General features: G+C 63.1%; 21 protein-coding genes. 10 read left to right on the top strand and 11 right to left on the bottom strand.

What is annotated here, in order from left to right:
• Positions 1-75 precede the first annotated feature (75 nt).
• From JM946_RS27480 to JM946_RS27470, 3 genes are read left to right on the top strand one after another with little or no spacing between them, the layout of a single operon-like run.
• Positions 76-1,311: a D-alanyl-D-alanine carboxypeptidase family protein gene (locus tag JM946_RS27480; protein ID WP_203170643.1), complete on the top strand. Its 1,236-nt coding sequence runs from the start codon at positions 76-78 to the stop codon at positions 1,309-1,311.
• A gap of 31 nt (positions 1,312-1,342) precedes the next feature.
• Positions 1,343-2,212: a D-amino acid aminotransferase gene (locus tag JM946_RS27475; RefSeq protein WP_407700609.1), complete on the top strand. Its 870-nt coding sequence runs from the start codon at positions 1,343-1,345 to the stop codon at positions 2,210-2,212.
• Between the two features lie 53 nt (positions 2,213-2,265).
• Positions 2,266-2,538 carry a YbeD family protein gene (locus JM946_RS27470; RefSeq protein WP_203170641.1) on the top strand — a complete coding sequence of 91 codons (273 nt, stop codon included), beginning with the start codon at positions 2,266-2,268 and terminating at the stop codon, positions 2,536-2,538.
• 375 nt (positions 2,539-2,913) lie between these two features.
• Here JM946_RS27470 and JM946_RS27465 read toward each other — a convergent pair whose 3' ends face one another.
• The 9 genes from JM946_RS27465 to JM946_RS31435 all read right to left on the bottom strand — a co-directional run bounded on the left by JM946_RS27465 (position 2,914) and on the right by JM946_RS31435 (position 11,048).
• Positions 2,914-3,897, bottom strand: a complete 984-nt coding sequence (locus JM946_RS27465) for an NADPH:quinone oxidoreductase family protein (RefSeq protein ID WP_203170640.1) — start codon at positions 3,895-3,897, stop codon at positions 2,914-2,916.
• A 64-nt stretch (positions 3,898-3,961) separates the two neighbouring features.
• On the bottom strand, positions 3,962-4,633 hold the full coding sequence (lipB, locus tag JM946_RS27460; protein ID WP_203170639.1) for a lipoyl(octanoyl) transferase LipB: 672 nt from the start codon (positions 4,631-4,633) through the stop codon (positions 3,962-3,964).
• Between the two features lie 28 nt (positions 4,634-4,661).
• On the bottom strand, positions 4,662-5,684 hold the full coding sequence (gene lipA / locus JM946_RS27455) for a lipoyl synthase (protein WP_322110990.1): 1,023 nt from the start codon (positions 5,682-5,684) through the stop codon (positions 4,662-4,664).
• Between the two features lie 169 nt (positions 5,685-5,853).
• Positions 5,854-7,050: a tetratricopeptide repeat protein gene (locus JM946_RS27450; RefSeq protein ID WP_203170638.1), complete on the bottom strand. Its 1,197-nt coding sequence runs from the start codon at positions 7,048-7,050 to the stop codon at positions 5,854-5,856.
• 319 nt (positions 7,051-7,369) lie between these two features.
• Positions 7,370-7,798 carry an ExbD/TolR family protein gene (locus tag JM946_RS27445; RefSeq protein ID WP_203170637.1) on the bottom strand — a complete coding sequence of 143 codons (429 nt, stop codon included), beginning with the start codon at positions 7,796-7,798 and terminating at the stop codon, positions 7,370-7,372.
• 28 nt (positions 7,799-7,826) lie between these two features.
• Positions 7,827-8,279, bottom strand: a complete 453-nt coding sequence (locus tag JM946_RS27440; protein ID WP_230980012.1) for an ExbD/TolR family protein — start codon at positions 8,277-8,279, stop codon at positions 7,827-7,829.
• Between the two features lie 62 nt (positions 8,280-8,341).
• Complete coding sequence (locus JM946_RS27435; protein ID WP_230980011.1) at positions 8,342-9,106, bottom strand: MotA/TolQ/ExbB proton channel family protein; 765 nt, start codon at positions 9,104-9,106, stop codon at positions 8,342-8,344.
• 110 nt (positions 9,107-9,216) lie between these two features.
• Positions 9,217-9,858 (bottom strand): energy transducer TonB, encoded by a 642-nt coding sequence (locus tag JM946_RS27430; protein ID WP_203170636.1) that lies wholly within the window; start codon positions 9,856-9,858, stop codon positions 9,217-9,219.
• Positions 9,859-10,427: 569 nt separating this feature from the next.
• Complete coding sequence (locus tag JM946_RS31435; protein ID WP_203170635.1) at positions 10,428-11,048, bottom strand: energy transducer TonB; 621 nt, start codon at positions 11,046-11,048, stop codon at positions 10,428-10,430.
• A 184-nt stretch (positions 11,049-11,232) separates the two neighbouring features.
• On the opposite strand from JM946_RS31435, the gene JM946_RS27420 reads away from it, so the two are divergent.
• Complete coding sequence (locus tag JM946_RS27420) at positions 11,233-13,428, top strand: TonB-dependent receptor (protein ID WP_203170634.1); 2,196 nt, start codon at positions 11,233-11,235, stop codon at positions 13,426-13,428.
• Between the two features lie 60 nt (positions 13,429-13,488).
• Positions 13,489-14,172: a Fe2+-dependent dioxygenase gene (locus JM946_RS27415; RefSeq protein WP_203170633.1), complete on the top strand. Its 684-nt coding sequence runs from the start codon at positions 13,489-13,491 to the stop codon at positions 14,170-14,172.
• Here JM946_RS27415 and murU read toward each other — a convergent pair.
• Together murU and JM946_RS27405 are read right to left on the bottom strand one after the other, a co-directional pair.
• A complete protein-coding gene (murU, locus tag JM946_RS27410; protein WP_269141137.1) occupies positions 14,136-14,822 on the bottom strand; it encodes an N-acetylmuramate alpha-1-phosphate uridylyltransferase MurU in 687 nt (228 codons plus the stop codon). The two genes, JM946_RS27415 and murU, sit on opposite strands and share 37 nt — an antisense overlap.
• A 14-nt stretch (positions 14,823-14,836) precedes the next feature.
• Positions 14,837-15,883 (bottom strand): aminoglycoside phosphotransferase family protein, encoded by a 1,047-nt coding sequence (locus tag JM946_RS27405; RefSeq protein ID WP_203170631.1) that lies wholly within the window; start codon positions 15,881-15,883, stop codon positions 14,837-14,839.
• Positions 15,884-16,124: 241 nt separating this feature from the next.
• Here JM946_RS27405 and JM946_RS27400 point away from each other — a divergent pair, with 241 nt between their 5' ends.
• The 5 genes from JM946_RS27400 (at position 16,125) to JM946_RS27380 (ending at position 22,063) form a co-directional block, all read left to right on the top strand.
• Entirely contained in the window at positions 16,125-18,374 is a 2,250-nt protein-coding gene (locus JM946_RS27400; RefSeq protein ID WP_203170630.1) for an LPS-assembly protein LptD, read from the top strand.
• Positions 18,375-18,440: 66 nt separating this feature from the next.
• Positions 18,441-19,772 carry a peptidylprolyl isomerase gene (locus JM946_RS27395; protein ID WP_203170629.1) on the top strand — a complete coding sequence of 444 codons (1,332 nt, stop codon included), beginning with the start codon at positions 18,441-18,443 and terminating at the stop codon, positions 19,770-19,772.
• Positions 19,769-20,785, top strand: a complete 1,017-nt coding sequence (gene pdxA / locus JM946_RS27390; RefSeq protein WP_203170628.1) for a 4-hydroxythreonine-4-phosphate dehydrogenase PdxA — start codon at positions 19,769-19,771, stop codon at positions 20,783-20,785. The genes JM946_RS27395 and pdxA overlap by 4 nt, the downstream gene beginning before the upstream one ends.
• A complete protein-coding gene (gene rsmA / locus JM946_RS27385; protein WP_203170627.1) occupies positions 20,742-21,557 on the top strand; it encodes a 16S rRNA (adenine(1518)-N(6)/adenine(1519)-N(6))-dimethyltransferase RsmA in 816 nt (271 codons plus the stop codon). The genes pdxA and rsmA overlap by 44 nt, the downstream gene beginning before the upstream one ends.
• A gap of 74 nt (positions 21,558-21,631) precedes the next feature.
• Complete coding sequence (locus JM946_RS27380; RefSeq protein WP_203170626.1) at positions 21,632-22,063, top strand: universal stress protein; 432 nt, start codon at positions 21,632-21,634, stop codon at positions 22,061-22,063.
• Positions 22,064-22,096: the final 33 nt, after the last annotated feature.

Below are 22,096 nucleotides of genomic sequence, written 5' to 3'. Positions count from 1 at the left end.
GCCTACTTTCGCGGGGCTTCGATCGGTAGAATCCGCTCCGCTCATCTCGTTCCTTCCGGAGTCCATGGCTTCACCATGCATGCAAGCAAGCCCGCCACCCTGCTGAAGCTCACCACCTCTGCGATCCTCGCGCTGTCGCTGGTCGCTTGTTCGGACTCCGATCCGCCGGTGGCCGAACGCGCCATCGCCGCGCCGCTGCCGGAAGTCACAGCGCTGTCCAATGCCTCGGGCATCAAGCCGCCGCCGATCCCGGCGCCGCCGCAGGTGCAGGCGCGCGGGTTCATCCTGCTCGACTACGCCAGCAATCAAATGCTCGCCGCCAGCAACGAGAACGAGCGTCTCGAGCCGGCCAGCCTCACCAAGCTGATGTCGGCTTATGCGGTGTTTCATGCGCTCAAGGACGGTCGCATCAAGTTGACCGATATGGTGACCATCAGCCCCTACGCGCGCTCGCAGGAAGGCTCGCGCATGTTCGTCGACGTAGGCACGCAGGTCAGCGTGGAGGATCTGATCCAGGGCATGATCGTGCAGTCGGGCAACGACGCGACGGTGGCGCTGGCCGAGCATGTCGCCGGCAGCGAGCCGGTGTTCGTCGATCTGATGAATCAATACGCGCAGCAGCTCGGCATGGTGAGCACGCGCTTCCAGAACAGCCCCGGCATGCCGCACCCCGAGCACTACACCACCGCACGTGACATCGCGCTGCTGTCGAGCGCGCTCATCAAGGAATATCCGGACTACTACAAGTATTACTCGCAGCGCGAGTTCACCTGGAACAAGATCACTCAGCCGAATCGCAACGGGCTGTTGTATCGCGACCCGTCGGTCGACGGCTTGAAGACCGGTCACACCGAATCGGCGGGTTACTGCCTCGTCTCTTCCGCGCAGCGCGATGGCATGAGACTGGTGTCGGTGGTGATGGGATCGCCCACCATCCGCGCGCGTGAAGACGCGAGCTCGGCGCTGCTCAACTACGGTTTCAACTTCTATCAGACGCGCAAACTGTACGCGAGCAAGGCGCCGGTGATGACCGTGAACGTCTGGAAAGGCGAAGCGGACCAGGTGCCGCTGGGCGTGACTCAGGAAATCTACGCGACCATTCCGCGCGGCCAGGAGAATCTGCTGAGCGCGGCGGCCGATGTGGCGGATCCCTTGTTCGCGCCGCTCTCGCCCGACAAACCCGCGGGCAAGCTCCGCATCACGCTGGGCGACAAGGAGATCGGCACGTACCCGTTGTATCCGGCCACTGCGGTCCCGGAAGCGGGCTTCTTCGGACGCCTGGTGGACGACGTGAAGCTCTGGATGCAGTGATCCTCACCGGTTCAATCTCATGGCCGAGCCGCTGCCACAGTGTTATCTCAATGGCGATTATGTCGCGCTAAGCGATGCGCGCATTTCGCCGCTCGACCGGGGGTTCCTCTTCGGCGATAGCGTCTATGAAGTGCTGCCGGTGTTCGCGGGCCGGATGTTTCTATTCCGCGAACACTTCGATCGACTGGCGCGCAGCTTGCGTGAGATCCGGGTGGAAAACCCGCATACGCACCAAGAGTGGCGGGCGATCCTGGAACAGCTGATTGTTCGCAACGGCGGCGGTGACATGTATGTTTATCTGCAGGTCACGCGAGGCGCGGAGTTCGGACGCAATCACGCGTTTCCTGTCCCGGCGGTGAAGCCCACCGTGTTTGTTATGGCTTCACCACTGCCCGTGTTGACGGAGGAGCAACGTGCGGCGGGGTTCGCGGCGATCACGGTGCAGGACTTCCGTTGGGGACGATGCGACATCAAGAGCACGGCGTTGTTGGCGAACGTGCTGATGAAACAGCAGGCTGCGGATGCTGGCGCTTACGAGGCGCTGATCGTGCGCGATGGCGAGGTGCTCGAAGGCTCCTCCACCAGTGTGTTCATCGTTGCTAACGGCGTGCTGGTAACGCCGCCCAACAGTCATCGCATTCTTCCGGGAACCACGCGCGATGCGACGCTGTCGTTAGCGACGAATGTGATGCCGGTGGAGATTCGGAGCATCTCTCTCGACGAGTTGCGTGCAGCCGATGAGGTCTGGATTTCAGCTGCGACCCGAGATGTGCTGCCCGTGACTAGCGTGGACGCCGCACCGATCGGCTCGGGTAAGCCTGGGCCGGCCTGGTTGCGGTTGAGAGAAGCGTTCGCAAGGCTGCGTCAGCAGCTGGCGGACACGCCGGTTTACGAGCCTTAGCCTCCTTCCAGCGCGGCTTGACTTACAATTCCTGCAGCCGCATATCCCATCCCATGACCGACACTCACTCCGATACCCTGTTCGAATTCCCCTGCGACTTTCCCCTGAAGGTCATGGGCCGTCGCACCGATGACTTCCGGAGCATCGTGCTCGGCATCGTGCAGAAACACGCGGGGCCAATCGAGGCTTCCGCCATCGAGGAGCGGCCTAGCAGCAGTGGCGCCTATTTGAGCTTGACCTGTACTTTCACTGCGCAGAGCAAGCAGCAGCTCGACGATCTGTACCGTGAGTTGACGGCGCATGAGCGGGTCATGGTCGTGCTGTAACGGCTGTGTTTCGGTGTCGGTGGCTCCATTGCGGATCCGGTATGCGCTTGCGCCGTCGTTGGCTTGCATCGGGAGGGCCAGGGATATCCTCCCGGCACCGCTGACGCACGCCGTCGCTACGCTTCGCTCGCGCTATCGCGCGCGACGTAGCTGTACTTCCCTGTAGCGCTAACGGACCGACTTCCCTGTCGGATCCATTTGCCGGGAGGACATCCCTGGCCCTCCCGATGCCGACACGTCCGTGGTAGCAGAACCGGACCGAACAGAGTTGATCTCTCAGGTGGTGGTAACAGCACCCCGATTCGATGGACGGCCGGGGTGGATCTTCCGGCCTGCAGGAAAGCTCGCCCTTTGTTCGGGGAGGACCGGCAAATCTCAATCGGAGGCGACGCGGATGACGACTTTGCCGGTGGAGCGGCGGGTGTTTAGCACCTCGAGGGCTTCGGTGAATCGGTCCAGGCCGTCGAGCTCCGTGACGTGCGGTCTGATCTTGCCGGTTTCGAAGAGATCGAAGAGCGCCTTGAGATTGGCGCTGTGGACGGCGGGTTCCCTGCGGGTGTGGGCGCCCCAGAAAACGCCGACCAGGGAGCAGCCTTTGAGCAGGGGCAGATTCAGAGGGATGGCGGGGATCTTGCCGCCGGCGAAGCCGATGACCAGGTAGCGGCCGTTCCAGGCCATGCTACGAACGACTTGTTCGGCGAAGTCGGCGCCGACGGGGTCGTAGGCGACGTCGATGCCGCGGTCGCCCGTGAACTCCATCACTTTGGCCTTGATGGTGTCCTGGGTGTAATTGAACACAGCATCGGCGCCGTGACGCCTGGCCAACTCCAGCTTCTCAGGAGTGCTCGCAGCGGCCAATACGCGAGCGCCGAGCGCTTTGCCGATCTCGATGGCAGTCAAACCAACGCCGCCCGCGGCGCCGAGCACGAGCAATGTTTCTCCGGGCTGAATGTTTGCTCGCTGAACCAGCGCGTGATACGTCGTGCCGTAGTTGACGAGAAAGCCAGCGGCTGCGGCCATGCTCATCGACGACGGCAGTGGGATCAGAGCATTCGCCGGCGCCACGCACTCTTCAGCAAGCCCACCTTGCCCCGCCATCGCCAGCACACGCGCGCCGGGTTTGAAGTCCGTGACATCCGGCGCGACCTCAACAATCACGCCCGCAACTTCGTTGCCGGGCGTGAACGGAACATCGGGCTTCACTTGATATTTGCCGGCCACCATCAGCGCATCGGGAAACCCGAAACCAACGGCGTGCACGCGCAAACGAACCTGCCCCGCCTTCAACGCGGGCGCCGCGATGTTCTGCACCGACAGATCGGGAGGCGGACCGTAACTGCTGAGTACGACTGCGCGCATCGAATATCCCCGGCGATGTACGTCGCGCCGTAAATGCGGCGAGACGCGTATTAGCGTTGGAACATCAGCCGACCGCGGGCGTCAGCCGCAACGAGGCAAGCAGGCGCGGCGACAATGCGTCCGCGACTTCCTGCACACTTGCGTTCACGCCCAGCGAGCGGAGATCGATCACTTCCAGGCCACGATAGCCGCAGGGGTTGATGCGCTGGAACGGCTGGAGATCCATCGCAACATTGAACGCCAGCCCATGATAACTGCTGCCGCGGCGGATCCGCAGCCCGATGCTGGCAACTTTGCGATCATTTACATACACGCCGGGCGCTTCGCGCTTGGCCACGGCAGCGATGTTCCACGATGCGAGCAGATCGATGATGGCGTTCTCCAATGCCATCACCATCTGGCGCACGCCGAGCCCCGCCCTTCTCACATCGAGCAAAGGATAAACCACGAGTTGTCCCGGCCCGTGATACGTCACCTGGCCGCCGCGATCGATCTGCACCACGGGAATGTCGCCGGGCGCGAGCAGATGTTCCGGCGCGGCGTTCATGCCGAGCGTGAACACGGGAGGATGTTCGAGGAACCAGATTTCGTCGGGCGTGCTGGCGTCGCGCTCGTTGGTGAACGTCTGCATGGCGCGCCAGGTGGGCTCGTACTCCACGCGGCCAAGCCAACGTATCACCGGCTCCGCCGCACTGGACGTCGAAGCCGTGGTGACCGCTGCAGTGGAATTCGCCATGAACGCGAGAGCGCCGCGCTCTACCTCGTTACGGGCTGCCAACGGCGGACTTCAAGCCCGCATTGTTTCTTTCCAGCGCGCGCTCGGCGCGATAGCTGGAACGAACCAGCGGACCCGACACGCACTCGAGGAAGCCCTTGGCCAGCGCCCACTCGCGATAGCGTTCGAATTCGGCGGGCGTCACCCAGCGCTCGATGGCCAGGTGATTCGGCGTAGGACGCAGATACTGACCGAGGGTGAGGATGTCCACGCCGACCGCGCGCATATCGTCCATCGCCTGGACGATTTCTTGGTCGGTCTCGCCCAGGCCCAGCATCAAGCTGGTCTTGGTCAGCACGTCGGGACGGAAACGTTTGGCATGGCCGAGCACCGCCAACGTTTGTTCGTAGCTGGCCCGCGGATCGCGCACTGGATGCGTGAGACGACGCACCGTCTCGACGTTTTGAGCGAACACTTCCAGGCCGCTGCCGACCACGGTTTCGACATCGCTCAGTACGCCTTGGAAATCCGGCGTCAGCGCCTCGACCGCGGTGTTCGGATTGAGACGTTTGATCTCCTGCACGCAGGCGGCGAAATGAGCCGCGCCGCCATCCGGCAGATCGTCGCGATTCACCGATGTCAGCACCACGTACTTGAGCTTCATCAGCTGCACCGTGCGCGCGCTGTTGGCCGGCTCGTCTGCATCCAGCCAACCATGCGGGTTGCCGGTGTCCACGGCGCAGAAGCGGCAGGCGCGCGTGCAAACGGCGCCCATGAGCATGATGGTGGCGGTGCCGGCGTTCCAGCATTCGCCGATGTTCGGGCACTTGGCCTCTTCGCACACGGTCGCGAGCCGATGCTCTTTCACCGTGCTCTTCACCGAATCGAAGCCACGGCCGGCGGGCATGGGCGCCCGCAGCCAGGTCGGCTTGCGGCCCCAAGTGTTGGTGGCTGTGGCGATGGGGGCAGATTGGGCACTCGCTTTGATGCCGTCCTTGATCGCGCTGAAACCCTGCGACGTACGGTACTTGTCGCCGCTACGGACGATGGGAATGCCTTTGAATTCGCTCACGCTGGGGGGCTCGCAGTTAGGGCTCGCTACCGGCCCTGAATGGGGGCGACCGAAGCGGCAACCAAGGCGGCCATTCTAGCGGAATTGGTCCGCCCGCACGGAAGCGGGGGCCAAAATGAAACAGCCCGGCGCTGGGCCGGGCTGTTTCGCATTACCTCGACAGTGCCGATCAGGCGGATTGGGTGCGGATCACCCACAGGTCGGCCAGATCGTTCCACTTCGAGCCATCCTTCACGGCGTTGAACGCCTGGCGGGCCTGCTCTTTCTGACCCTTCTTCAGGTAGGCGATGCCGAGGCTGATCTGCGCCTCGTCGATGTCGGTGACGCCGGGCATGCCGATGCCCTTCTGCAGAGCCGCGATGGCCTTGTCGATTTCGCCGTAGCTCAAGTAAGCCTGGCCGAGAGCGACCAGCGGCTGACCGGAGGTGGACTTCTCCGCCGAGGCGGCCAGCGAGGCGAGCTCGGCCTTGTCCACGTCGGACTGCTTCTTGGCACCGGCCAGCAGGCGATCGTAACGACCCTGCTCGGTCTTGTCGGCGCTCTTGAGCGTGCCCGAGTCCATGCCCTTCTGCACCACGGTCTGAGCTTCGCCCGGCACGCCGGCGTCCATCGCCAGCTGCGCCATCTCGACCACGTCGCCCTTCTCCTTGAGCACGCCCACATCGTTCATCAGGCGGTAGTAGCCCAGGGTCATGCGGTCGCCCTGCGCCTTACGACGATAGATGTCGAGCAGATTGTCCCAGTACTCCTCCTTCGGGTAGTAGCGGACCATCTTCTTGAGCGCCTCGCCGATGCCGTCCTTGTTGTCGAGCTTGAAGTGCGAGCTCATGACGATCTGGATCCAGTTCTCGTCGGGCTTGCGGCCGGCCTTCTCGGCGTTGTTAATGACCGTGCTCATGGTCGCCGCGGCGCCCTTGAAGTCGTTCAACAGGTACTGCGACTGGCCGAGCAGGATGCCCATGTCTTCGGTGTTCGGATGCTTCTCCAGCCACTTCTTGGCCCATTGGGCGGCCTTGTTGTAGTCCTTCACCTGGAAGTACAGCTGCGCCACCGTCTTGGTGCGCTCGTCGACCTGATCGGCAGGCATCAGCCCGGAATTCAGCATGCGCTCGAACACCGGCGCGGCTTCACCGAACTTCTTCTGCTGGATCAGCACGAAGCCCAGGAATTCGTCGATCTGGTAGGCCTCGAACGGGGTCTTCTTGTCGACCGCGGCGGCCTTCTTGATCTCGGAGAGGGCCGTGTCCCACTGCTTCTTCTGCATGGCCTCCTGAGCGGCCTTGAGCGGAACGGCGACGGCCTTGGTGGTGATCTTGTTCTGCTGCTTTTCCTCGGCGGCCTGCGCCGCGGGGGCTAGCAGAGTCACCGCGGGAACCATAGCCCCCAAGGCGAGAGAAATCGCGACGGCAATACTACGTACTCGAGTCATATGGTTTCCCGATCTATTACAAAGGGCGCGAATCAACCACATTCACTTTACGTATGACCGCCGAGGCGATCATAAATTCGCTGGCGCCACCCCTTCGGTAGGCTACCTGAACCGTTAGAGCTGGTGTGAGTCGCTGACTTACAAACGGTCGGCGGCGGGAATTGTTTCAATCCCGCCGCCCCCGTGGGTCCACTTACGTTCGACGGCATCCGCGCGTCCGGATCCACCCCCAGGATGAATCCCGACTGAACACGGATTATTCGCCCATGAATTGTTCGTTGCCGACGAAGCCGATGCGCTGCATGCCGTTGCGCTGGGCCAGAGCCAGCACCTTGGCGACCGTATCGTAGTTCGCACGTCGCTCCGGACGCACGTGCAGCTCGGGCTGCGGGTTACGGGCCGCTTCGGTGCGGAAGTAGCTTTCCAGCTGATCCAGCTGCACCAGGTTGCCGTTCCAGATCACGCTGCCGTCCCAGTCGATGTCGATGCGGATCGGCTCGATCTGCACCTCGTTGTTCTGGGGCTGCGTGTTGGTTCGCGGCATGTCCAGCTTCACCGCGTGGGTCATCACGGGCAGGGTGATGATGAACATGATGAGCAGCACCAGCATGACGTCGATCAACGGCGTCGTGTTGATGTCCATCATGGGTTCGTCTGCACCGCCGCCGCCTACACTCATTGCCATGGCAAATACCTCTTCTATCCAGGGGCGGTCAGAAACGCTGGGGAGCCGCGGCGCCAGGTTCGGTGATGAACCCGACCTTCTGAATGCCGGCGCGCTGCGCGGTGAGAATCACGCGACCGACGTACTCGTAGCGAGTGGCCTGGTCGGCGCGAACGTGCACCTCGGGCTGCGGCTTCAGCACGGCGGAGGACTTCAGACGCTCCAGCAGCGCGGTGGTATCCGGAATCAGGGACTGGTTCCAGTAGATCTGCCCGTCCTTGTTGATGGAGATGTTGATGTTCTCCGGGGCGGTCTTGGTTGCCTCGTTACGCACCTTGGGCAACTCGACCGGGACGGTGTGCGTGATCACCGGGATGGTGATCATGAACACGATCAGCAGCACCAACATGACGTCCACCAGGGGCGTCGTGTTGATCTCGGACATGGCCTTGTCTTCGTCTTCCGAAGCAGGCGGAGCATACATGCCTTCATATGAACTCATTGCGCGGGCTCCGATGAGAGAAAGGCCCCGGCCGCGGAATCGGGCGACCGGGGCCGTTCACATTACTTGCGGGTGACCGCGGCGGCAGGAGCGGCGGCCGGAGTACGGCTGGCCGCGGTCGGCAGCGGGCCGCTTTCGACGCGGGCGCCGCTCACCAGGTAGGCGTGCAGGTCCGAGGCGAAGTAACGCAGCTTCTCGATGATGTCCTTGTTGCGACCGAGCAGCCAGTTGTAGCCCCACACGGCCGGCACGGCGACGAACAGACCGATGGCGGTCATGATCAACGCTTCACCGATCGGGCCGGCGGTCTTGTCGAGCGAGGCCTGGCCGGCGAGGGAGATCTGGATCAGCGCGTTGTAGATGCCCCACACCGTACCGAACAGACCGACGAAGGGAGCGGTCGAGCCGGTGGTGGCGAGGATCGACAGGCCGCTGTTCAGACGCTTGCTGATGGAGTCGACGGTGCGGAACAGCGACGCGGTGATCCACTCGTGCAGCGGGATCTGGTCGGTCAGACGGCCCTCGTGATGCTGGGCGGCGCGCAGGCCGTCTTCCACCATCATGCGGAACGCATTGTCCTTGCCGGTGAGCTTGGAAGCGCCGTCACGCAGGTTGCCGGCGGTCCAGAAGCCCTTCTCGACTTCCTTGTACTGCTTGAACAGGCGGCGCTGGTCCCACGCCTTGGTGAGAATGATGTACCAGGATGCCAGCGACATGATGACCATGATGATCAACGTGCCGTGCGCGACCACGCCGCCCTGCTCCCACAGTGCTTGCAGGCCGAAGGGGTTTTCGACGTTTTCGGTGTTTGGAGCTGGAGCTGCCATGGAACGATGTCCTCTACAAGTAAAACTATGACCTTAGGTCAGTGGGTGGAGTTCTATCTGCCGTCACGGGCCCGCCTGTCGGGCCCGTCGTCACGCGAAATGTGCGCGCCTCAGTCCGTGAGTTTGAATGTGACGGCGAACTGCCCCCACATCGGAACCGGTTTGCCGTTCTCGGTGCCTGGGACCAGGCGCCATGAACGCTTCACCTCGCGTACCGCCGCTTCGTCCAGGCGGGGGAAGCCACTCGACTGCTTCACGCGGGCTTCGCCGACGCGGCCGTTCTCGAGCACATACACTTCGAGGATGACCGTGCCTGCTTCGCCAGCACGACGCGATGAAGGCGGATATTCAGGCTGGGTCAGCGGACGGCGCGAGTCCGAACGCGGCGCCGTGCGCTGTACCGGCGCGGGCGCGGCCACCGGCGGCGGCGGCGCGGTCGGCTTGACGGTGGTCGTCTGCTGAATCGCCTTGGTCGGTGGCGCGTCGGCCGGGATCTCGATGGCGATTTCCGGCGGCGGCACGAACGGCGGCGGGGTTTCGATCTTGGGCGGCGGCGGCGGCGGCGGCTCTTCCTGCTTGGGAGCCTCCTCGATCATGCGGGTCTCGATGGGCCCGAGCACGACGTCGATGATCTGGTGGGACAGCCCGGAATTCAGCAGCCAGAACATCCCGACATGCAATCCAATAATGATCGCGAGAACGAGACCGCGGCGGGTGAAAAACGAACTGTCCGTGGCTGGTGCGTAGGGCATGCTTTGCAGCTCAACAAAAAATGGACACGGGACCTTTGCTCGGGCCCCGCATAGTTAGTGCGCAACCGTTAGTGGTCGTTCGATGCGTATGCTCGTCGGCATACGAACCCCCGTTTCTCCCGGCCTTCACGCGCGCGGCAATACCTAATAAGTCCGTAAATTCCGTATTGACGCGCTGTCCTACAGACCGCAGAAACGCCGCGCAAGGTATAAAGTTTCTGCGAGGAAGGCAAGCACTCCGAAACAGAATCTACCTACCTGTAAAGTAACTTTGCTGATAAGAAACGCGCTTCAAATCCCCTTGCGCACCATGGATGTGCCGTGAACCGCTGGCGTGCAGCACTGTCGTGCATGAGCTCGCGGCCCGCGCTCATCCCTACTCCTATCTATAGTCCGAACGCTTGTAGTGGGCAACGATTACCGTAGTCGATTGTTCCACTCGACCCTGAACCCCGCTTTCGATACCTATCGATCGATACCCGATCGATGAACCCCATCGACGAACCCATCGATAACAAGGTGCCTCGGGGAATACGCCAACTGCGTGTGACAGCGGCCGCTGCAAATAGTTACGCCGAACCGCGATTTAATGCGAATTCGATCGGGATCAGCACCAGCGCGCGCCGGGGTGCGCCGTCTTCGAGATAGGGGCGGAAGGCTGCGCGCAACACTGCATCTCGCGCGGCGGCGTCCAGTCGCGCATGGCCGCTGGACGTTTCTATTTCGATGCTGCTGGCCGCGCCCCGTTCATCGATGATCACTTTCAACACCACCACGCCCTGCTCTCGCAGGCGTCGCGATTGAGGAGGATAACGAGGCGCGGGCTCACGGACATATTCCACCGTCGACACCAACTTCGGTGTGCTTCGGTCTTCGGCTTGCGCAACCGGAGGCGGTGGCGGCTGTAACGGAACTGTAATGGCCCGCGTGGACGGGGCATCGTTGGGAATATCGATCACCGGCATGTCGAGTTGCGGCGTGATCCGTTGCGGCAGTACCACGGCAACCTGTGGCAGCGGTCGTTGCGAGGTGGGTTCCGGCTCAGAAACAAACGTCACTGCAAGCGGCACCTGCGCAACAGCGGGCTGCGACTGGGGCGCGAAGCTGAGTGCGGCATAGACCCCCGCCACGTGCACGGCCGCGATGGCGGCAGCAACACACAGTCGTCGCGAACGATCTTCAGCGAACACGGCAATCCTTCGAACACCCATCCGAGCGCGATGATGCCTCGGTAGATGATCGGTTGCAAATGAGAACTCTTCTCACCTAAAGTCCGCTCCACCAAAAAATCGATGCCAGCCAGTACCGACCCTCGAGGCCGTGTCCGCCAGCCGAACAGTCAACCCCCTCAATTGCCCAGGGAGACTTCAAGCCATGCGTGACTCGATACTCGGGCGCCGCTCTACGCTCGCGGCCACCATATTCACTGTGCTACAGGCCGCAGCTCCGCAGCTGCAGGCCGCCGAGAGCAAACCGCAGCAGCTACCGAAAATCTCGGTAAAGGCCGAGGAAGAGACGCTGAAGACAGAAGTCGCCTCCTCGCCCAAATATTCCCAACCGCTGCTCGATACCCCGCAGACCATTCAGGTGATTCCCCAGGCCGTGATTCGCGAGCGCGCGGCCACCACGCTGCGCGACGTGTTACGCAATTCGCCGGGCATCACCTTCCAGGCCGGCGAAGGCGGCGGCGGTCTGCCCGGCGATCAAAACTTTTCCATGCGCGGCACCAGCGCGCGCAACAGCCTGTTCGTCGACGGCGTACGCGATGTCGGCAGCTACACCCGCGATTCTTTCAATCTGCAACAGGTCGAAGTGATCAAGGGACCGACCGGCACGATGGCCGGGCGCAGCGCCACCACCGGCGCGATCAATCAAGTCTCCAAGGCTCCGCACCAGGGCGATGCACAGGACTATTCGCTCGGCCTCGGCAGCGACGATTACAAACGGGTCACAGGCGATATCAACCTGGGCTTCGGCGACAGCATGGCGTTGCGTCTGAACGCGATGTATCACGACGCCGAAGTGGCCAATCGCGATGTCGTAGAGAACCAGCGCTGGGGCTTCGCGCCTTCGTTCGCGCTCGGCCTCGGCACGGCGACGCGCTTCACCGCCAGCGCGCTTTATGTCGAGGAAGACAACGTGCCCGACTACGGTCTGCCCTGGGGCTCCACGACTCAGACCGGCGCAGCCGATCCGACCCATAACGGCACGTTTCCCACCGGCGCCTATGAAGCCACGCCCGCGGTCGATCAAAGCAACTTCTACGGCTTGAAGAACTACGATTTCGAGGACATCCAGACCAAGAGCGGCACGCTGCAACTGGAGCACGATTTCAGCGACGCGATTACCGCTCGCAACGTGCTGCGTTATCTGGACAGCGAGCGTTCCTCGGCCATCACTGCTCCGCGTCCGCCAAATCGACAGCTGCAGCGGCGTGACATGCAAACCGAGAACATCACCAATCTCACCGATGTGACTCTGGAGTTCGCCACCGGCGGTATCAAACATACTGTTGTGACCGGATTGGAACTCACGCGCGAAACGACCAACGGCCGCAACAGCGCGCAGTCCACCAATCAGCCGCAGATTACCGACTTCTTCAATCCCGATCCGAACGCCGCTCCGCTCGGCCCGATGCCCGCCAACACCGGCAACCCCTCGGAGACCGAGATCAAGAACATCGGCCTGTACCTGGTGGACACCATTCAGCTCAACGAGCAATGGGCCGTCACTGCGGGTCTGCGGCGCGACGACGTGGATGTCGATTATCAGCTACGCAATTTCGCCAGCGGCGCAGTGACCGACGATCTGTCGCGCTCCGACGAGGAGTTCACCTATCAGGCCGCGGTGACCTTCAAGCCGGTCGCGGAAGGCACGCTGTATGTCGCCTATGGCACCGGCTTCGATCCCACTGTCGATGCAGGCACTACCGGCTCGGGCCTGAGCGGCTCGCCGACGCAGGCCAACAATGTCAATCTGCCGCCCGAAGAGAGCAGCAACATCGAAGCGGGCGTGAAGTGGGAGCTGTTCGACCGTCGCCTGGCGTTGAACGGCGCCGTGTTCCGCACCGAGAAGACCAACCTGCGCACGCGCAATCTCAACAGCGATCCATTCATCCTCGATGGCGAACAGCGCATCCAGGGCCTGGAGCTGTCCGCCTCGGGCATGCTCAACGACGCCTGGTCGGTGTTCGCAGGCGCGAGCTTCCTCGACGCCGAGTACCGGTTCTCGGCGAACGCGCTCGAGAATGGACAGGAGTTGCCGCTGGTGCCCGAAGTCTCCGCCAATGCGTGGACGACTTATGTCTTGCCGTTTGGATTGACGGTGGGCCTGGGCGTGCAATACATCGACGATATGGTCCGCTCGCGCAACGCCACCTTGGGCGAACTGGTGGTCGATGGCACGACGCTGGTCGATGTGATGGCGAGCTACGTCGTGAACGACACGGTGTCGCTGCGCCTGAACGTACTGAACGTGAGCGATGAGGATTATGTCGATCGGTTCGGCGGCGGCCACTACGTCCCGGGTGCGGGGCGTACGGCGCAGCTGACGGCGTTTCTGAGTTTCTAAGCCAGCGATGCACGCTGCCGGGCCTTGTGCCGGCAGCGTGCAGCAACGAGTCTGTGGTTTATGTTGTTGCACGTTCCGAACGTTCTGTCCGCCGAGCAGGTGACCGAGTGCCGCCGCCAGCTCGATGCGGCCGATTGGATCGATGGCCGCGTCACCGCCGGTCATCAATCGGCCAAAGCCAAACACAATGCGCAGCTGCCGGAAGATTCGCCGGTAGCGCGTCAGCTCGGGCAGATGATCCTCGCGGCGCTGGAGCGCAATCCGCTGTTCCTGGCTGCAGCTTTGCCGCTGAAGATCTTCCCGCCGCTGTTCAATCGTTATGCCGGCGGGCAATCCTTTGGCAATCACGTCGATAACGCGATCCGGCAGGTGCGCGGCACGGGGCATCGCGTTCGCACCGACATTTCCGCCACCTTGTTTCTGGCCGCACCGTCCGAGTACGACGGCGGCGAGCTCATGATCGACGACACTTACGGCTCGCACAGCGTGAAGCTGCCAGCGGGCGATCTGGTCCTCTACCCTTCCACGAGTCTGCATCGGGTGCAGCCCGTGACGCGCGGCGCACGCGTGGCCTCGTTCTTCTGGATTCAAAGCATGGTGCGCGACGATGGTCAGCGCACTTTATTGTTCGATCTCGATCTCGCGATTCAGCGCCTGAGCGCCGACACGCCGGATCATCCGTCGGTGGTGCAGCTCACCGGCGTGTATCACAACCTGCTGCGACGCTGGGCCGACGCTTCCTGATCGATCTGCTCGAGTTGCCGGGGCGTGCCCACGTTGTGCCACACGCCTTGATACAGCTCGCCACTGACCCGGCCCTTGCGGATCCAGTCGAACATCAGCGGCGCGATCGGGAAGCGACCCGGTTTGCAGCCGACGAAAAACTCCGGCCGAAACACACCGATGTTTGCATAGGTGTAACGCTCGCCGCTGTCGAGCAGCCGGCCGTCGGCAAGGCCGAAATCGCCGCGCGTGTGGAAGTCGGGATTGGGCACGACCACCAGATGCGCCACGTCGTCGTCCGCCAGCTTCTCCATTGCGGCGGCGAATGCATATTCGGTCCAGATGTCGCCACTGACGACGATGAAGGCGTCGGTGCCGGAGGGACCTGCCAGCACTGGCAGGGCCTGGAATACGCCGCCTCCGGTCTCCAGCGCGGCGTCGCCCTCGTCGCTGTAATGAATGCGCACGCCGAACTGCGAGCCGTTGCCGAGCGCGGCGCAGATTTGTTGGCCGAGCCACGCGAGATTGATGACGACCTCGCGCACACCCGCCGCGGCGAGCGCCTCGATGTGATACTGGATCATCGGCTTGCCGGCCACGGGCAGCAGCGGCTTGGGCGTGTGGTCCGTCAGAGGACGCATGCGCTCACCCCGCCCCGCTGCCAGGATCATCGCGCGCATCTTGGTCAGCCCTGCACCTTCGCCATGGCGGGAACGATGCGCTCTTCGATGAACGACGTGAGGAAGTCGAGGTCGCGATAGTTCCTGGTCACCTGACGCACGTAGCTCAAGGTTCGCGGCAGATCCTTCAGGTAGCCGGACTTGCCATCGCGGTGATACAGACGCGCGAAGATGCCGAGCACCTTCAGCTGCCGCTGCACGCCCATCAGGTCGAACCAGCGCTGGAACTGCGCCGGATTGGCGCCTGCGTCGACGCCGCTGCGCTGAGCGGTGTCCCGGAAATGTTTGATCCACGCGTGCACGCGCTCGATGGGCCATTGCACATACGAATCTCGCAACAGGGACACCAGATCGTAGGTCACCGGGCCAAGCACCGCGTCCTGGAAATCCAGAATGCCTGGATTGGGGCCGTGCCCGCCTTGGTCATGACTCACGCCATCGGTGAGCATGAGATTGCGCGAGTGATAGTCACGATGAACGAACACTCGCGGCTGCGCCAAAGCTTCGGCGACCAGCGCGTCGAATGTCTGCTTCAATCCCGCGACTTCGTTCTCGCTCAGCCGCAAGCCGAGGTGCTTATCGCAAAACCACTCGGGAAACAGGCCCATCTCACGACGTAACAGCGCATCGTCATAAGGCGGCAATGTCCTGGCATGCTCGCCGGCGCGGGCTTGAATAGCGACCAATGCTTCGATGGCGTCTCGATACAGGCGCTCGGCATCGGCGCCAGCGTCCAGCTCGGCCAGATAGGTGCGCGAGCCCAGGTCCGTGTTCAGCAAGAAGCCTTGCGCTTCGTCCCGATGCAGGACCTTGGGCGCATTGACCCCGACCTCCACCAGCATGGCCGAGACGCGAATGTAAGGGCCCATGTCTTCTTTGCCCGGCGGCGCATCCATCGCAATCCAGGTTTGGCCCTGGCGCGAAACACGGAAATAACGACGGAAGCTGGCGTCGGCGGAGGCTGGCGTGACGGCGAAGTCGCGTGCGCCGAACAGACTGGCGAGCCATTGCTCGAGCTGTTCGAGTCGGGGATCGTGTGAAAGTGAGGACACGCGGATCGCTGCTCCAGAATCAGCAGAGGTAAATAGACGGCCCGGGCGGAACAACGCTCATTATAATCGCCCCCCGATGCACCGAACTGCGACACCACTAACAACCCTTCGAATTGCAATCGCCGCAGTGCTGGGCGCGGCCTGCGTCTCGACCTACGCGGCCGAGCGCGACGTCGACCCTGCAAATCGTTCAGCGGCGAATCAATCCGATTCCGCTCCCGCCGAGTCCACCGAATCGGCCATGCCCAGATGCCCGGCGCCCAACACCAAAGCCAGCATGCGGGCCAGCGGCCGCCGCGAATCCGCTCCTCCCGAGGAACTGCCCGAGGAAGTCGAGTTCGAAGCCGACGGCGTGGAAGGCACGCGCGAAGGCGAATTGAAGCTCAACGGCAAGGTCGAGATCCGCCAGGGCGAGCGACTCATCCAGACCCGCGACGCGACCTACAATCCCCAGGACGAAAGCTTCCGCGTCGATCAAGGCGTCGAATACACCGACGGCTCGGTGACCGTGCGTGGCTCGGGCGCCCACATCGATCGTGAAGGCGGCGCGGTGTTCGAAGGCGCCGAATTCGAGCTGGCGGATGTTAATGGGCGTGGCGCGGCCGATCGTATCCGGGCGACTACCGAGGGCAATCTGTCGCTGGACCGGGTGCGCTTTACCACCTGTCCGCGCGGCAACGAAGACTGGATGCTGACGGCCTCGGACATCGACATCAATCAGCGCGCCGGCATCGGCATCGGCCGCGGTACGCGGCTCGACTTCAAGGGCGTGCCGCTGCTGTACATGCCGATCTTTTCGTTTCCGGTCGGCGACGAACGCAAGTCGGGCTTTTTGATTCCGACGCCGGGCACCTCCTCGCGCAGCGGCTATTCGCTGACCGTGCCCTGGTACTGGAACATCGCGCCCAACTACGACGCGACTTTCACGCCAACTTATTACAGCAAGCGCGGCACCAAGCTCGATACGCAGTTTCGTTATCTGAACCCGTCCGGCGAAGGTGAGCTGAATGTGGAATACCTGCCGGACGATCGCGAGTTCGGCGCCGAGCGCAGCCTGGTGCATTTCGTCGACCAGTCGGATTTCACACAGCGGCTGCGACTCAACATCGACGCGGCCAACGCCAGCGACGATCAATGGTTCGAGGATTTCGGCCTCGGTCCCGAAGGCACTTCGGTCACGTACCTGAACCGCTCGGCGAGCCTCACTTATCTGGACGATCGCTGGCTGGCCATCCTGCACGCGCAGAACTTCCAGACCATCGACTTCGCCACCGAGAACCGCATGCCGATCGCGCCGGTGAATCGGCCGTACACCATGCTGCCGCAGCTGGCGGTGCGCGCGAATTTTCCGGATCAGCCGTTCGGGCTGACCTACGCCGCGGACATGGAAGTGGCCAACTTCCATCACAACGTCGACGGGCTGAATACCGGCTGGCGCGCCGACTTCGCTCCCGAGATCCGCATGCCGTTGCGCGGCGCCGGTGTTTACATCGAGCCGGCCGCGGGCTGGCGGTACACGCGTTATAAGTTGAGCGAAGACGGCCTCGATGCCGACAACGAGGAGGACGACTTCTCGCGCTCGGCGCCCATTCTCAGCGTCGATGGCGGCATGGTGTTCGAACGCCTGTTCGGCTCGCGTCAGCAGCGGGTCAGCACCATCGAGCCGCGCTTCATGTATTTGTATGTTCCTTATCGCAATCAGGACGCGCTGCCGGTGTTCGACACCAACGTGGCCGATCTGAACCTAGTGCAGTTGTTCCGGACCAATCGCTATGTCGGCGCCGATCGCCTGGGCGACGCCAATCAGCTCGCCATCGGCTTCACGTCTCGCTGGCTGGATGCGGACACGGGTGAGCAGTACATCGCCGCCACCGTCGGCCAGGCCTACTACTTCGATCGGCCGCGAGTAACCTTGCCTGGCGAGATCGTGGAAGATCCGGAGACCTCCGACATCGTCGCCGAGCTCGACCTGCGCGCCTACGGCGATTGGAACATTCGTGGCGGCATTCAATGGGATCCAGGCGAGACCCGCTCGGAGCGCGGCCAACTGATGCTGCAATACCAGCCCGCCTACGATCGCGTCATGAACCTGGGCTATCGCTTCCGGCGCGACCGCCTCGAACAGGTGGACGGCTCGGTCGCCTGGCCGATCAGCGAGCGCTGGAGCGTGTACGGCCGCATGGTGTACTCGCTCGAGGACAACGCCATCGACGACACGGCTCCGATCGATCCCGATCAGCCCCGAGACATGCTGCCGCGGCGGGACGAAACCGGCGTGATCGATCAATTCGCCGGCCTGGAATACCGCTCCTGCTGCTGGCGATTCCGCGTGGTCGCGCGGCGCTATGTCAGCGACCGCACCGGCGATCTGGACACCAGCGTGCTGCTGCAGCTTGAACTTAACGGCCTGTCCAATGTCGGAGAGGGCGCGAATACTTTTCTGGAGCGGTCGATTCGGGGATACTCGCTCGATCCTCCCGAGGATGAATGACGCCCCACCTTCACCGCCGTGGCGGCCCGGGCGGTCCTCGACCCGGCCTATAACGACTGGTTACGCATGAAACTGCTCCGCCCTATTCAAAATGCAATCCGTGGCAGCCTGGTCGGTCTGGGCCTGCTGGCCGTGGCTGGTGGCGCCTCCGCCCAGACCCGCGAGCTGTCCGGGAGCGGCCAGCTGCTCGATCGCATCGCTGCCGTGGTCAACGACGGCGTGGTACTGAACTCGCAGCTGGAAGAGCAGACCGAAGAGATCACGCAGCGGCTGCGTCAGCAAAATACCGAGCTGCCGCCGCGCAATGTCCTCCGCCAGCAGATTCTCGAGCGCCTGGTGGTCGAGGAAATCCAGATGCAGCGGGCCGACAAGCTCGGCATCCAGGTGTCCGACGAAATGCTGAACGGCGCGCTCGACGACGTGGCCAAGCGCAACAACATCGGCTTCGCCGATCTGCCGCAGGCGCTGGCTCAACAGGGCATCGATTACCGCACCTTCCGCGACGAGATCCGGCGCCAGATGACTCTGCAGCTGCTCCGTCAGCGCGACGTGATCGCCCGCATCAACGTGTCGCCGCGCGAGCTGGAGCAGTTCATGACCCGGCAGGCCAATGCGCCGGACCGCAACGCTGAATATAACGTCTCGCACATTCTGATCTCGGTGCCGGTGAGCGCGTCGCCGGAACAGATCGAGGCTCGCGAAAAACGCGCCCGCGAGGTCTATGACAAAGCCTCCTCGGGCGAAGACTTCGCACAGCTCGCGGTCGCCTATTCGGACAGCAGCACCAACATCGAAGGCGGCTCGCTCGGCTGGCGTCGCGGCTCGCAGCTGCCCTCCATCCTGGCCGAGAACATTCCCAAGATGAAGGTCGGGCAGACCTCCGAGCCGATCCGCACGCCGAGCGGTTTCCATCTGTTCCGCTTGAACGAAATGCGCGGCGGAGTGCAGCAGGCGGTGGTTCAGCAGGTCCATGCGCGTCACATCCTGCTGAAGACCAACGAGCTGGAAGACGACCAGACCATCGAGCAGAAGCTGCGGGACATTCGCAAACGCGTGCTCGAAGAAGGCGAAGATTTCGCCGCGATCGCCGCAGTCACCTCCCAGGATCCGGGCTCCGCAGCCGACGGCGGCGACCTGGGTTGGGCGGGGCCCGGCAGCTTCGTGCCCGAGTTCGAGAAACAACTCGACGCGCTGAAGGAGAACGAGATCTCTCCGCCGTTCAAGTCGCAGTACGGCTGGCACATCGTGCAGGTGCTCGGCCGCCGTCAGCACGACTCCACCGAAGATCTGCGCCGTCAGCGCGCCTTCGCCGAGCTGCGTGAAGCCAAGGCCGAAGAAGAAACCGAGCTGTGGCTGCGCCGGCTGCGCGACGAAGCGTTCGTCGACTACAGAATGTGAGAATCCCCAGGCTCATCGTCACTTCGGGTGAACCTGCGGGCATCGGGCCGGATCTGTGTCTTGCGATCGCCGGGCGCGAGTGGCCCTGCGATGTGGTGGTGGCGGCCGATATCGAGCTGCTGAAGCAACGCGCGCAGCAGCTTCGGCTGAACATCCGACTGTTACCGTACGTCAGCAGCACCATTTGCCCCGCTCATCAGCCGGGCACGCTCCGCGTGTTGCACGTTCCTACCGCCGAGCCCGTCGAGCCCGGCAAGCTCAACGTAGCCAACGCTCACTATGTGCTGAATCTGCTCGACGCCGCCGCGCAGGGCTGTCTCACCGGCGAGTTCGACGCGATGGTCACGGCGCCGGTACAAAAGAGCGTCATCAACGACGCCGGCGTGCCGTTCTCCGGTCACACCGAATATCTGGCCGAGCACACCGGCGGTTCCTACCCCGTCATGATGCTGGCGACCGAGACGCTGCGCGTCGCGTTGGCCACGACTCATCTGCCGCTGCAGGACGTGAGCGCTGCGATCACCGACGAGTTACTGAGTCGCGTCATTCGCATCATTGATCACGATCTGCGCACTCGCTTCGACATCCCGGCGCCGCGCATCCTGGTGTGCGGCCTGAATCCTCACGCCGGCGAGTCGGGCCATCTGGGCCGCGAAGAAATCGAAGTGATCGCTCCGACCCTGGAGCGACTGCGCCAGCAAGGCTTGCAGCTGATCGGCCCCGCGCCGGCGGACACTGCTTTCACCCCCCACATGCTGCAACAGGCCGACGCCGTGCTCGCGATGTTTCATGACCAGGGCTTGCCTGTGATCAAGTTCGCCGGCTTCGGCGACTGCGTGAACATCACGCTCGGCCTGCCCATCGTGCGCACTTCCGTCGACCACGGCACCGCTTTATCACTGGCTGGTTCCGGCCAGGCCGATGCCAGCAGCCTCGCCACCGCAATGCAGATGGCGTTACGAATGACCCATGCACCAACCTCGCAAGCGATTCGGCCAGCACTTCCTGCATGACCCGGGGGTGATCGGCCGCATCGTCGCCGCCATCGCGCCACAGCCGCAGGATCGCATGGTCGAGATCGGGCCCGGCCTGGGCGCGCTCACCATACCGCTGCTGGCCCGGCTGAATGAATTGCACGCCGTGGAAATCGATCGGGACGCGATCCGTCACCTGCGGGACATCACGAGCGACGACCCCCGCCTGCAGATCCATTCGGCCGACGTGCTGGAGTTCTCGTTCGCACATATATATGAAGCCGGGCCGAAGTCTGAACGGCTGCGCCTGGTCGGCAACCTGCCCTACAACATCTCCACGCCGCTGCTGTTTCATCTGATCGAACAGCGTGCGCTCATCCTCGACATGCACTTCATGCTGCAAAAAGAGGTGGTGGATCGCATGGCGGCGGCGCCCGGCTCGGAGCATTACGGCCGGCTGACGGTGATGCTGGCGCCCTGGGTGCGCGTGGAACCGTTGTTCGACATCGGGCCGGGCGCCTTCCGGCCGCCCCCCAAAGTCGTCTCCACTGTCGTCAGACTGACACCGCACGAGACCCCGTTGCAGATCGGCGAGCCCCGTCAGTTCGCCACCGTAGTGGCGGCCGCCTTTCAGCAGCGCCGCAAAACACTGCGAAACGCGCTGAAGCCGCTGCTCGACACCGAGGACATCGTCGCGGCCGGGATCGATCCGGGACTACGCGCCGAAGTGCTGTCGCCTGCTGAATTCATCGCGCTCAGCCAGCGGCTCGCGGCCAAATCGCACGCCGCGCCGGATGGCCCCGCGGAGTGATCGCTCTGTTCTGAGTCCGCGGCTTTGGTGCAGAATCGGCCTGCATCCTTCGCAGCGGATCAGAGGGGACGGCAATGCGCGACTACAAGAACATTCTGCTGGTGGTCGATCTGTCCGAGGACAGCCAGCTCGTCGGCGAGCGAGCCAAGGCCATCGCGGCCTGCTACCAGTCCCAGATCACGCTGCTGCACGTCGTGGAATACGTCCCGGTCGAACCGATGGGCGAGGCGCTGCTGCCAACGGTGCAGATCGAAGGCGAACTGGTGGAGCGGGCCAAGACGCGTCTGGCGGAGCTGGCGCAAAAGCTGTCGCTGTCGAATAGCCGGCAGCTGGTGGAAACCGGCGGCATCAAGACCGAAATCATCCGAGCCGCGCAGCGTCTGCATGCCGACCTGATCGTGCTCGGCAGTCGCGAGCGGCACGGCCTTGCCATTCTGCTCAACTTCACCGAAGACACGATCCTGCATGCCGCACCTTGCGACGTGCTGGCGGTGCGGCTGCATTAGCACGAATGACCGCACGTGCAGTCGACATAAGAT

The organism is Steroidobacter gossypii, assembly GCF_016801985.1.
Classification (GTDB): Bacteria; Pseudomonadota; Gammaproteobacteria; order Steroidobacterales; family Steroidobacteraceae; genus Steroidobacter; species Steroidobacter gossypii.
This window is presented reverse-complemented; position numbering and strand designations above follow the sequence as displayed.